Annotated in this window: 10 protein-coding genes; 6 read left to right on the forward strand and 4 right to left on the reverse strand. The window is 71.2% G+C overall.

Annotation, left to right across the window (positions count from 1 at the left end):
• Window positions 1-11 precede the first annotated feature (11 nt).
• Together ACZ62B_RS24300 and ACZ62B_RS24305 are read right to left on the reverse strand one after the other, a co-directional pair.
• A complete protein-coding gene (locus ACZ62B_RS24300; protein ID WP_469692043.1) occupies window positions 12-1502 on the reverse strand; it encodes a peptidoglycan DD-metalloendopeptidase family protein in 1491 nt (496 codons plus the stop codon).
• Between the two features lie 127 nt (window positions 1503-1629).
• Window positions 1630-4251 (reverse strand): FG-GAP-like repeat-containing protein, encoded by a 2622-nt coding sequence (locus ACZ62B_RS24305; protein WP_344557045.1) that lies wholly within the window; start codon window positions 4249-4251, stop codon window positions 1630-1632.
• A gap of 535 nt (window positions 4252-4786) precedes the next feature.
• Here ACZ62B_RS24305 and ACZ62B_RS24310 point away from each other — a divergent pair.
• The 4 genes from ACZ62B_RS24310 to ACZ62B_RS24325 all read left to right on the forward strand — a co-directional run bounded on the left by ACZ62B_RS24310 (window position 4787) and on the right by ACZ62B_RS24325 (window position 7845).
• On the forward strand, window positions 4787-5623 hold the full coding sequence (locus ACZ62B_RS24310) for a CPBP family intramembrane glutamic endopeptidase (protein WP_344557043.1): 837 nt from the start codon (window positions 4787-4789) through the stop codon (window positions 5621-5623).
• On the forward strand, window positions 5620-6777 hold the full coding sequence (locus ACZ62B_RS24315) for a sensor histidine kinase (RefSeq protein WP_344557041.1): 1158 nt from the start codon (window positions 5620-5622) through the stop codon (window positions 6775-6777). The genes ACZ62B_RS24310 and ACZ62B_RS24315 overlap by 4 nt, the downstream gene beginning before the upstream one ends.
• Window positions 6774-7436 carry a response regulator transcription factor gene (locus ACZ62B_RS24320; protein WP_344557039.1) on the forward strand — a complete coding sequence of 221 codons (663 nt, stop codon included), beginning with the start codon at window positions 6774-6776 and terminating at the stop codon, window positions 7434-7436. Before ACZ62B_RS24315 ends, ACZ62B_RS24320 begins: the two co-directional genes overlap by 4 nt.
• 61 nt (window positions 7437-7497) lie before the next feature.
• Window positions 7498-7845 (forward strand): tetratricopeptide repeat protein, encoded by a 348-nt coding sequence (locus tag ACZ62B_RS24325; protein ID WP_085575228.1) that lies wholly within the window; start codon window positions 7498-7500, stop codon window positions 7843-7845.
• A 50-nt stretch (window positions 7846-7895) separates the two neighbouring features.
• On the opposite strand, the gene ACZ62B_RS24330 is transcribed toward ACZ62B_RS24325, so the two are convergent.
• The gene (locus ACZ62B_RS24330; protein WP_468882461.1) at window positions 7896-9311 is read right to left on the reverse strand and encodes a PepSY-associated TM helix domain-containing protein; all 1416 of its coding nucleotides are present in this window, start codon (window positions 9309-9311) and stop codon (window positions 7896-7898) included.
• Window positions 9312-9440: 129 nt separating this feature from the next.
• Between ACZ62B_RS24330 and ACZ62B_RS24335 the strand changes: the two genes are divergently transcribed.
• Entirely contained in the window at window positions 9441-10085 is a 645-nt protein-coding gene (locus tag ACZ62B_RS24335) for a peptide deformylase (RefSeq protein WP_469692047.1), read from the forward strand.
• Between the two features lie 142 nt (window positions 10086-10227).
• On the opposite strand, the gene ACZ62B_RS24340 is transcribed toward ACZ62B_RS24335, so the two are convergent.
• Window positions 10228-11673 carry a dihydrolipoyl dehydrogenase family protein gene (locus tag ACZ62B_RS24340; RefSeq protein ID WP_344557031.1) on the reverse strand — a complete coding sequence of 482 codons (1446 nt, stop codon included), beginning with the start codon at window positions 11671-11673 and terminating at the stop codon, window positions 10228-10230.
• 36 nt (window positions 11674-11709) lie between these two features.
• Between ACZ62B_RS24340 and trxA the strand changes: the two genes are divergently transcribed.
• Window positions 11710-12180: a thioredoxin gene (gene trxA / locus ACZ62B_RS24345; RefSeq protein ID WP_344557029.1), complete on the forward strand. Its 471-nt coding sequence runs from the start codon at window positions 11710-11712 to the stop codon at window positions 12178-12180.
• Window position 12181: the final 1 nt, after the last annotated feature.

Here is a 12181-nt window from a genome sequence, read left to right on the forward strand (position 1 = left end):
TCAGGTGGTGGCTAGAGGCTGGTTTCGCCGGGGGTGCCGAAGAAGTCGTGCCATTTGCGGCCGTTGACGAAGCCGTCGACGCCGTTGGAGACGGCCACGTAGACATCGGCCTCGGCGTTGTGGGTGAAGGTGACGATGTCGTCCTTGCCGTCACCGTCGTAGTCACCCACGTACGGGAACTCGCCGGAGGGAGAGAAGAACTCGTTCCACCGCGCCCCCGGACCGAACGTCGTGCCGTTCGACAGAGCCACATACACGTCCGACTCGGCGCCCTGGGTGAAGGCGATGATGTCGTCCTTCTTGTCACCGTTGACGTCACCGACCCGCGGCTGCTCACCGGCCGGGGCGAAGTGCTCGTGCACCAACTTGCCCGCACCGAACCCGTTCGCCCCGTTGGACAGAGCCACATACACGTCCGCCGTGGCACCCTGCGTGAACGCGATCAGGTCGTCGTCACCATCACCGTCGACGTCACCCAGCGCCGGAAACTCACCAGCCGGAGCGAAGAAGTCGTGCCACACCGCCGCCGGATGGAAACCGTCCCTGCCGTTGGACAGGGCGACATACACCTTGGCGTCGGCGTCGTGGGTGAACGTCACGATGTCGTCGAAACCGTCCGCGTTCACATCACCGACCGCCGGAACCTCACCGCCCGGGGCGAAGTGGTCGTGCCAGACCGTCGCCGGACCGAACCCGCCACCGTTGGACAAGGCCACGTACACGTCCGACTCCGCACCCTTGGTGAACGTCACGACGTCGTCCTTGTCGTCACCGTTGAAATCACCACTCAACGGCGACTCGCCGCCCGGCGCGAAGAAGTCGTGCCACACCTTCGCCCCACCGAACCCCTCACGCGTGGAGGCGGCGACATAGACATCCGCCTCCGGGTTCTGCGTGAACGTCACGATGTCGTCCACACCGTCACCCGTGAAGTCCGTCGGCGAACCGGCCAGCAGCGGCTGAGGCGTTCCGCAGTTGCCGCTGGTGTGGCGGGCGGCGGTGGAGCTGTAGCGCAGCGCCACCCCGTCGATCACGATGGGCTGGTTCTGGCCGTCGGCCTCCTGCTCGTAGTGCAGGTGGGGGCCGGACGACTCGCCCGTGGTGCCGACTTTGCCCAGCTCGTCGCCGGTGCGGACGTACTGGCCCCTGGAGACGGTGATGCGGTCCAGGTGAGCGACCAGGCTGGTCCAGCCGCCGCCGTGGTCGACGCGCACGTAGTTGCCGTATCCGGAGGTGTTGGGCATGGGCACCACGTCGATCACGGTGCCGGGTGCCGAGGCCAGAGCCGGGGTGCCGAGGTCGGCGGAGCCCGCGATGTTGAAGTCCAGGGCGTTGTGGACCTCGGAGGAGTGGTGGTAGTAGTCCCGGACCTGGTCGCAGGGCCAGGGTGCGCGGAAGTCCGGGCGGGGACCTGCGGCCGAGGCCGTCTGCGCGGGGAGCAGGAGGGCGCTGGAGGCCAGTACGGTGCCGATCAGGCCCAGGCTGAGGTGCCGTCTTCGCACTTCGGTCTTCCTTCCATGGGGGTCGGGAATCGCCATCGGTCGGTTGTGGGCACAGGGCTGCCCGGGACGCGCGCCGGATCGGGGCGCGCGCCCGGGAGCCACGGGTGGAGGGGGTGGTGCGGAGGGTTCAGAGAGAGATCTCGCCGGGGAGACCGAAGAAGTCGTTCCACTTCCTCGACTCCCCGAAGGCGGTGCCGGACGAGAGCGCCACGTGCACATCGGCCTCGGGGGTGTGGTCGAAGGAGACCACGTCGTCCCGGCCGTCCTCGTCGAAGTCGCCGACGTACGGGTAGGCGCCGGGTCCCGAGAACGCGTCGTGCCAGACGCCCTTGGTGACGAAGCCCTCGCCGTCGGACAGGGCGACGCGGACCTCGGCGGCCGCGTCCGCGGTGAAGGAGGCGATGTCGTCGAGGCCGTCCCCGTCGAAGTCGCCCACCCGCGGCAGTTCGGCGCCGGGCGAGAAGCCGGTGAGGACCTTGCGCGCCGGCCCGAAGGACTTCCCGTCGGAGAAGGCGACGTAGACGGCGGCTTCGGTGCCCTTGGTGAAGGTGATGATGTCGTCCTTCTTGTCGCCGTTCACGTCGCCCACGGCCGGGAACTCGCCGCGCGGCGCGAAGTGGTCGTGCCATTTCCCGCCGGTGGTGAAGGACGTGTCGTCGGAGAGGGACACGTAGACGTCGGAGGTGTCGTCCTGGGTGAAGGTGACGATGTCGTCGGTCCCGTCACCGTCGAAGTCGCCCACGGCCGGGACCTCGCCGCCGGGCGCGAAGTGGTCGCTCCACTTCTGGCCGGTGGCGAACGAGGTGCCGGTGGAGGGCGCGACGTAGACGTCGGCCGTCGACCCCTGGGTGAAGGTGATCGCGTCGTCCTTGTCGTCCCCGTTGAAGTCACCGGTGAGCGGTGTCTCCCCGCCGGGGGCGAAGTGGTCGTTCCACTTGCCTCCACCGGTGAACGCGGTGCCGTTCGACGGGACCGCGTAGACCTCCGCGGCGGTGCCGCGGGTGAACGTGACGATGTCGTCCTTGCCGTCACCGGTCACATCGGTCGGTGAACCGCCGAGCATCAGGCCGCCGGCGTCGCCGTAGTGGACCTCGAGCTCCGCGATGGAGGTGAAGGTCTTCTCCCCGCCCGGACGTCCGACGATCCGCACGCCGTCGCCCGCCGTCGGGTCGAAGGAGAAGGTGTAGGTCCGGTGCGGGCCCGCGGTGTTGTCGTACGGGTACGCGGGGCCGACGCGCTGGCCGGAGACGTCCACCCACCGGTTGTCGCGCCGGACCTGGACGCGCAGGTCACCGGCGAACCAGCCGCCGTCCGCGAACATGTCGCCCGTGGTGTAGGTGACCTTGTTCATCATGTACTGGCGCGGCCAGGTGTAACCCCACCAACTGGCGTCCTTGCGCTCGTCGTTCCAGTCGTCCTCGCTCTGGTCGCGGTTGCCGTCGGCGTAGAAGGCGTCCTTGCCGAAGTGGGTGGCCCGCTGGATCGGCACGGTGCCGGGTTCACGGGCGAGGTTGCGGTTCGGATCGGCGGCGTTGCCGGGCGTGGTGTCGCGGCGCGGCTCCAGGCTCAGTTTCCGCAGGGAGAAGGTGTACGCGTAGTGGTCGCCCTGCGGGTAACCTCCGCCGCAGGGGCAGACGTTGGACTGGAGCCACATCGACTTGCCGTCGGCGCTGATGTACTTCGACGGGATCGTCGTCGCGTAGCCGCCGTGCTTGGTGTGGGTCCAGGGGTAGCCGCCGAAGTCCTTGGTCGCGAAGTGCTTCCAGGGGCCCCAGGGGGTCGGGGACTCGTAGAACTCGAAGGTGTACTCGGTCCACGAGGTGTAGATGTAGCGGTTCAGCGGCTTGTTGTAGACGACGCCGCCCTGGCTGAGGACCGTCATGTCGCGGGCCCGGCCGGGGGTGAGGACGTTCTGGTAGACGCGCCGGTCGTCGTGGAGGACGGGCTTGCGCTGTGAGATCTCCGTGGACCAGACCGGGTTGCCAGAGGTGTCCGTGCCGGACATGTACTGCCAGGCGTTCTCGTCCATGACGGAGTTCTTGTGGACGCGGGCCAGGTACAGGTCGACGGGATCGGGGACGGTGTTGTCGAAGGAGTCCCGCCAGTTGTGGTCCAGGCCGTAGGCGTAGACGTAGTCGTCGGGGGCGTTGGCGTAGTTCTTGCCGTAGTCCAGGAACATGACCGTGGTGAAGACGCCGCCGCCGAACATCGGCCGGTTGCGGTCCCAGGTCCAGGTGCGGCCCTTGTCGGTGGACCTGGCGATCGTCGCGGCGGGGGCGTCGTTGAAGTCGTGCGCCAGGTCCTGCACCGCGAGGTAGAGGTCGCCGTTCACACAGGCCATGCCGGTGGGCTTGCGGTTGTGGCCGGCGCTCCAGATCTGACCGACGTCGGTGGAGAGCTGTGATCCGGTCAGGGCGCCGGGCATGCCGGAGATCTTCGCGACTCCGATGTCGCTGAAGTCGCTGCCGAAGCCGGTCCCGTCGCCGTAGGCGGCGTACACGTTGTCGTCGTCGGACCAGCAGTTGGGCCAGAGGTCACCGTGGTCCCGGTTGTCGCCGGCCGCGGGCGCGCCGACGGTGGCCGCCGGGTCCACGGCGACGGTCGAGAAGAAGTCGCTCGCCGGAGGCGAACCGACGGCGGCCGCCTGGGTTTCCGCGGTCCGTACGGCGTCCGGCGTCGTACCGGTCGCGGCCGAACTCGGCGGCACGACCGTCAGCACCGTGCCGAGGACGAGCAGGGCCGTGGTCATGGCACGGCCCAGGGGCCCTGCCGGTCTGGAGAGTGGGGCGGATCTGCGCATTGACTGTGCTCCCGGTGGGGCTCGGGCCGGCCAGCGTCGAAATCGATTTCAGCGGACGGTACTAGTGCGCCGTGGAGGCGTCAACTGGCGTGTGGAGAGCGCTGGTTCGACGAGAATTGGCCGATGAGCCCCATTCCTCCGGCCGTGCGACCGCTGGGGCGCGAGCCTCTTGGATCTTCTGGCTCCTCGGCTTCTCAGCAGGTCACAGCGGTGAAGAGGGGGATTCGGCCTTGTCCGCGAGATGAGCGGAGGGATCGGCCGGCACATGCGTCTCCGTGGCGCGAGAAATCCATTTCATCTGTGAGCCGCTCAAGACCGGTCAACAGTTCGCCCCCCGTGACACGTGCGGTCACGGGGCTCGTCCTGTCCCCCGAGCGAGCTACGGGCAAGTGTCCACTGTGCGGTGACGATTCCCGGCCGCCGGATCCGTAGCGTCCGTCACGACACGCGGCGCTGGGCCGCGGGTCCGACGAAGGAGTTCTCGATGAGAGTGGTCTGGCAGATCCTGGCCGTGGTGGCGATCACCGCCATAGGCGGACAGAGCGTGAACGCGGTGCGGGACAACCCGTGGCTCACGCTCGCCCTCGGGACGCTGACCACCGTGCTCGCGGTGCTGGTCTACCGGTGGGTGGTGGGGCGCACCGAGCGCCGGCCGGTCACGGAACTGGACCCGAACGGCGCCACGCCGGCGCTCGGCCGGGGGACGCTGATCGGTCTCGTGATGTTCGGAATGGTCATCACGAACCTCTTCACCTCCGGCAACTACGAGGTGCACGGCCTGGGTTCGCTGAGCGGCACGGCCGGGCTGTTCGGCTTCATGGCCGCCGCCGCCGTCACCGAGGAACTGCTGTTCCGCGGGGTGCTGTTCCGGATCGTCGAGGAGTATCTGGGCACCTGGATCGCGCTGGTGCTGACCGCGCTGCTGTTCGGCCTGGCGCACCTGCCCAACCCGGACGCCACGGTGTGGGGCGCCTTCGCCATCTCGATCGAGGCCGGCGGCATGCTCGCCGCCGCGTACGTCGCCACCCGCAACCTGTGGGTGCCGATCGGTGTGCACTTCGGCTGGAACTTCGCCGCGGGCGGCATCTTCAGCACCGTGGTCTCGGGCAACGACACCGAGCAGGGACTGCTGGACTCCACGACGTCGGGCAACAAGTGGATCACCGGCGGTGACTTCGGCCCGGAGGGAAGCGTGTACTCGGTGCTGTTCGGTGTGCTGCTGACGATCGGGTTCCTGTGGCTGGCCCACCGGCGCGGCAATCTGGTGCCCCGCCGCCGGCGTGCGGAGCGGGTCGACGCCACCGCTAGACTGCCCCGGTGACCGCTCCTCGCCGGGTCCGGGAACTGTGGCGCCGGTCGGACGTCATTGTCAGAGACCTCCTGCTCGGGCTGCTCGTCCTCTCCCTGTCGCTGCCGCCTGCCTTCCAGAACCACGGAACGCTCGTCGGCGGCGTGCCGGAGCGTCCCTTCGACACGCTCGCCTTCGTGGCGGTGGCCCTCCAGGCCCTTCCGCTCGCCGTGCGCCGGCGGTGGCCGGCCGTCTGTCTCGCCCTGGTGGTGGCCGGGTTCGCCCTCGACCAGCTCCGCGGCTACCACTCCCCCGCGGGCACCGCGCTGCCCATCGCGCTGCTGAGCGCCGGGGCGTATCTGGAACGGTACCGGCGCACCACCGCGGTCGTGTGCACCGTCGCCTACGTGGCGCTGACGGTCGCGTTCCACCGGCTCGGTCCCGGCGAGCCGGCGAGCGAGTTCGTGACGTTCTACCTGGCGGTGGCCCTCGCGTGGGGCATCGGGGCGTGGCTGCGCTCCACCCGGGTCGCGGAGGCCGAACGCCGGCACCGCGTCGCCGAGGACACCCGTACCGCCGAACGCGCCCGGATCGCCCGCGAGTTGCACGACGTGGTGACCCATCACGTGACGGCCATGGTCGTGCAGGCCGAGGCGGCCCGCTATCTGACCGCCGCACCCGACCGACTGGACCAGACACTGACCGCCGTCACCGACACCGGCCGACGGGCCATCACCGACCTGCGGCACCTGCTCGACCTGCTCAACCCCGACCACGGCCCCGAGGCCAGGACACCGCCCGTCGGCCGGCTCCTCACGCTCGTGGAGCAGACCCGCCGGGCCGGGCAGCCGGTGAAGTTCACCGAGGAGGGCACGCCGGCGCCGTCGACCGGCAGCGCCGACCTCGTCGCCTACCGGGTCGTGCAGGAGGCCCTGACGAACGCCCTCAAGTACGCCCACGGCGACGCCACCCGGGTCGAGGTGCGGCACAGCGAACGGCAGATCACCGTGGAGGTCGGCACGGACGGTTCCGGCACCCCGGTGTCCTCCTCCCTCGGCGGGAGCGGCCGGGGCCTGGCGGGCCTGCGGGAGCGGGTCGACGTCCTGGGCGGCGACTTCAGCGCGGGACCGGAGGCGGGCGGCGGCTTCGTCGTACGGGCCCGCATACCGACGGGGAACACGGCATGACCGCACCGATCCGGGTCCTGGTCTGCGACGACCAGATGCTGATCCGCACCGGCCTGGTGACCATCATCGACGCCCAGCCCGACCTGGAGGTGGCCGGCGAGTGCGGCGACGGGCAGGCCGCCGTCGACCTCGCCGGCCGGCTCCGTCCGGACGTCGTGGTGATGGACGTACGCATGCCGGTGCTCGACGGCATCGAGGCCACCCGCCTGCTGGCCGGTGCGGGGGTGCCGCATCCGGTGAAGGTGCTCGTGGTGACGACGTTCAACCTGGACGAGTACGTCTACGAGGCGCTGCGCGCGGGGGCGAGCGGGTTCCTGCTCAAGGACGCGCCGCCGTCCCAGCTGCTCCACGGGATCCGGACCGTGGCCATGGGCGCGGCGCTGCTGGACCCGGAGGTGACCCGCCAGCTCGTGGGCCGGTACGCCGCCCGGATCCGCCCCGCCGAGGGCGGGGCGCCGCGGGACCTCCCCCTGACCCCCCGCGAGCTGGAGGTCCTCCGTCTCATCGCGGACGGCCTGTCCAACAGCGAGATCGCCGCGGCCCTGCTGATCAGCCAGGAGACCGTGAAGACCTTCGTCTCCCGCATCCTCGCCAAACTCGGCCTGCGCGACCGCGTCCAGGCGGTGGTCTACGCCTACCGCCGGGGCCTGGTGACCTGACCGGTCCCGGGCGGAATACGGGACCCTCCGGGTCCGTTGTCGGCCTCGAAGGAGGCCAGAAGTGGACACCACGTACTACGACCACGGGACGCCGGCCGAGCGCTGGGAGCGTGCCGGGATGTTCTTCGACGCCAAGGACTACGCCGCCGCCGCGCGCGTTCTCGGCGGGCTGGTCGAGGAGGTGCCGGAGCAGACCGGGCCGCGGCTGCTGCTGGCGCGCGCCTACTACCACTCGGCGCAACTGCGGCGCGCCGAGGCGGAGTTGAGGGTCGTCGTGGAGCGTGATCCGGTGGAGCACTACGCCCGGCTGATGCTGGGGCGCACCCTCCAGCGGCAGGGGCGGGACGACGAGGCCCGGCCGCATCTGCGGATCGCCGCCGCGCTGGGCGGCTCCTTCGACGAGGAGTGAGGACGGGCGCGGTGCCCGGTTCCCCGCGACGGGGAGCCGGGCACCGCGCGTCAGCGCGCCGCCGTGCCGCTCGTGTACGTCCGCCGTCCCCGGCGGTGGGCCACCTCCCCGAGCACGATGTCGACGGCGAGGAACGCCGCCAGGGGAATGCCGAGCAGCGGGACGAAGTAGCCCAGGACGGCGATCGCCGCCAGCAGGGGGACGAGTACGTACGGCGGTACCTGCTGCCAGGCCCCGCGCGGGATCGGCCGGCCGAAGCCGGAGCCGCGGCCCCGCTGCCACCACATGCGGTAGCCCCACAGGATCAGCAGGATCAGGGTGAGGGCCAGGGCCATCAGGACGATCTGGTTCACCAGGCCGAACAGGCTGCCGGTGTGCAGGTCGATGCCCCAGCGGGTGAGTTTCGCGAGGACCGGGTAGTCGTCGAACCGCAGGACGTCGGTGACCTCGCCGGAGGCCGGGTCGACGGCGACCGAGTCCTGCTTCTCGGGCCAGCTGCGCTGGATCTGCCGTACGACGTACGCGGACTTCTCGTCGGCGGGCGGCACGATCTCCACCGGGTCGCCCAGGCCCTCGGCCCGTGCCGCCGCGAGGACCTTGTCCAGGCCGACCCCGTGCGCCGCGTCGCCCGCCGTGCCGCCGGCCGCGTCGTGGCCCGCGTGCTCGCCGGCCGCCGCGGCCGACACCGAGGGGGTCTCCTGGCCGAGGGAGGCGCGCAGCTCGCCGATGCTCGCGCCGGCGTAGGTGGACCAGGTCAGGCCGGTCGCCGAGAGGAAGACGAAACCGGCCGCGACCCACACGCCCACACCGCCGTGCAGGGCCAGTGTGCGGCGCCGCCCACCGGTGCCGCGCAGCTTGCGCAGGGCGCGGCGCCGGGAGAACCACAGCACCAGTCCCCCGCCCGCGATCACCCACAGCCAGCTTGCGGCGAACTCGCTGTAGAGACGGCCCGGTTCGCCGAGGTGCAGATCGCGGTGGAACTCGTCGATCCAGGTGCGCAGCGGCAGCGCGCCCGAGGAGCCGTACTGTTCCAGTTCGCCGCGCACCTTCGCGGTGTACGGGTCGACGAACACGGCCAGGGTGTGGTCGGGGTCCACACCCGGTATGCCGGACAGCATCACCCTCGTGGTGGCGTCCGCCTCGGGTGAGGGGCGTACGGCGGAGATCGTGCCCTCGGGACGGGCCTCGCGGGCGGCGGCCACCTGCACGGAGACGGGCAGCTTGCGGTCGCCGACGGGGACGGTCAGCTCATGGTCGTAGACGATCTTCTCGGCCTGGAACGAGGCGGCGTACAGCAGGCCGGTGAGGGCGGCGACCAGGAGGAACGGCGCGACCAGGACTCCCGCGTAGAAGTGCAGGCGCAGGACGAGGGGGCGCAGGCCGGCCCAGGCGCTCCTCGCGGGTGCGGGTTCGGGGGTGGGGGGTTTCGGTGCCTGGTCCGTGGGGGTCGAGGGAGCGGTGGTCATCGGTGGGGTTCTCCCGGGGACGTCTTGGCGGGCGGAGTGGTGGTGCAGTAGTCGGGGCGGCGGGGCGTCCGGTTCCCGGGATGTGTATGTGACCTGCGCCACACGCGAAAGGCGTGCGATCCTGACGGGATGGGAACTCCGGACGATCGCGCGCCCCTGGCCGAGCGGGTCGAGCAACTGCTCTCCGCGGAAGGGCCGTTGACCATCGTCACGGCCGGTGACCCGGTGCTGCGCGGGGGCACCGAGCCGTACGACGGGCAGTTGGGGCCCGCGCTGCTGGCCCGGTTCGTGGCGGCGCTGCGGGTCACCATGCACGCGGCGCCGGGTGTCGGGCTGGCCGCGCCGCAGGTCGGGGTGGGGCTGCGGATCGCGGTGATCGAGGATCCGGCACCGGTCCCGGAGGAGGTGCGCCTCGCGCGCGAGCGGGTGCCGCAGCCGTTCCGGGCGCTGGTCAATCCGGTGTACGAGCCGGTCGGCACCCGGCGGGCCGGGTTCTTCGAGGGGTGCCTGAGCGTGCCGGGGTATCAGGCGGTGGTGGCGCGGCCCGCCGAGGTGCGGCTGAGGGGGCAGGACGAGTACGGGCGGACGCTGGACGAGGTGTTCACCGGCTGGCCCGCGCGGATCGTGCAGCACGAGACGGACCATCTCGACGGCACGTTGTACCTCGACCGGGCCGAGCCTCGCTCGCTGTCGTCCAATCGGTTCGTGATGGAACGCTGGTCGCAGCCGACGTCGGAGCGGGCGGCTCGGGAACTGGGATTCAGGCTTCCGTGACCTCGGCCCGAGGGGTGGTTCGCCCCCCTCCGCCCCTTCCCTCCCCGTCCCCGGAGGCTCCGCCCCCGGCCCCCCTTCGGCCCTGAACGGGCCTTGTCCTCAAACGCCGGACGGGCTGAAGGGGCGGACGGGCTGAAAGGACTCAGGCGTCGCGGTGGGCCTCCAGGAGGCGGAGCCAGATCTCGCTGATCGTCGGGTAGGACGGGACCGCGTGCCACAGGCGGGCGATGGGGACCTGGGCGGCGACGGCGATGGTCGCGGAGTGGATGAGTTCGCCGACTCCGGGGCCGACGAGGGTGAGGCCGCGCAGGATCTCGTCCTCGAGGTCGACGATCATGCGGGCGCGGCCCTTGTAGCCGTCGGCGTACAGGCCGGCGCCGGCGACCGAGGACAGGTCGACGTCGACGGCGCGGACGCGGTGGCCCGCCCGCTGCGCCTCGGCCAGGGAGAGGCCCACGGAGGCCGCCTCCGGGTCGGTGAAGACGACCTGGGGGACGGCGGCGTGGTCGGCGGTGGCGGCGTGCGCGCCCCAGTCCTCCGCGGGCACGGGCTCCCCGGCGGCCCGGGTGACGATGGCGGCGCCCGCGATCCGGGCCTGGTACTTGCCCTGGTGGGTGAGGAGGGCCCGGTGGTTGACGTCGCCGACGGCGTACAGCCAGTCGTGGCCGGTGACGCGGAGGCTGTCGTCCACGGTGAGCCAGGAGCCGGGCTCCAGACCGATCGTCTCCAGGCCGATGTCGTCGGTGCGCGGGGCGCGGCCGGTGGCGAAGAGGATCTCGTCGGCCTCGATCCGGTCACCGTCGTCGGTGACGACCAGGACCGTGCCGTTCTCCCTGGTCACCGACTTCACGGAGGTGCCGGTGCGGATCCGGGCGCCGGCCTCGGTGAGCGCCTCGGCGACCATCTCGCCGGCGAACGGCTCCATGCGGTTCAGCAGGCCCTCGCCACGGACGAGGACGGTGACCCGCGAGCCGAGGGCCTGCCAGGCGCAGGCCATCTCGGTGGCGACGACCCCGCCGCCGACCACGACCAGCCGGCCGGGCACGGACTGGGCGCTGGTGGCCTCGCGACTGGTCCAGGGCCGGACCTCGTCGAGTCCGGGCAGGTCGGGCAGCTGGGCGCGGCTTCCGGTGCAGACGGCGACGGCGTGCCGGGCGGTGAGGACCCGCCTGCCGCCGTCGGCGTCCGTGACGGTGACGGTGCGCGGGCCGGTGAGCCGTCCCTGGCCGCGGTACAGGTCGGCTCCGGTGCCCTCCAGCCACTGGACCTGGCCGTCGTCCTTCCAGTCGGAGGTGAAGGAGTTCCGGCGGGCGAGTACGGCGTCGGCGTCCAGGGGGCCCTGGACGGACCGGCTCAGGCCGGGGACGCGGAGGGCGTCCGCCCGGGCGATGACCGGGCGCAGCAGGGCCTTGCTGGGCATGCACGCCCAGTAGGAGCACTCGCCGCCGACCAGTTCGCTCTCCACGACCGCGGTGGTGAGCCCGGCGGCGCGGGTGCGGTCGGCGACGTTCTCGCCCACGGGTCCGGCGCCGAGCACCACGACGTCGTAGGCGGTTGATTCCGGTTGCGTCGATTGCGTTTCCGTCATGGCGTCAGTCTGGTGGGTGGTGTGCGCTGTGGCCACATGGGTAGGGGCGCGGAATACGTGACCGGCCGGCCGTGTTGTGCCGACGGCCCGACCCGACACCAGGAAGAGGAACGCGCGATGAGCAGCACCGTGGAGCTCACCAAGGAGAACTTCGACCAGACGGTCACGGACAACGGGTTCGTACTGATCGACTTCTGGGCGGCCTGGTGCGGTCCGTGCCGCCAGTTCGCGCCGGTGTACGAGAAGGCGGCGGAGGAGAACCCGGACCTGGTGTTCGGCAAGGTGGACACCGAGGCGCAGCCGGAGCTGGCCGCGGCCTTCGGGATCCAGTCGATTCCGACGCTGATGATCGTGCGTGATCAGGTCGCCGTGTTCGCCCAGCCGGGTGCGCTGCCCGAGGCCGCTCTGGCGGATGTCATCGGGCAGGCGCGCAAGCTGGACATGGACGATGTCCGCAAGCAGATCGCCGAGCAGCAGACGCGGCAGGGGGAGGCGCCGGGCGCCTGAG

The sequence above is a fragment of the Streptomyces sp. NPDC053426 genome (assembly GCF_055585405.1).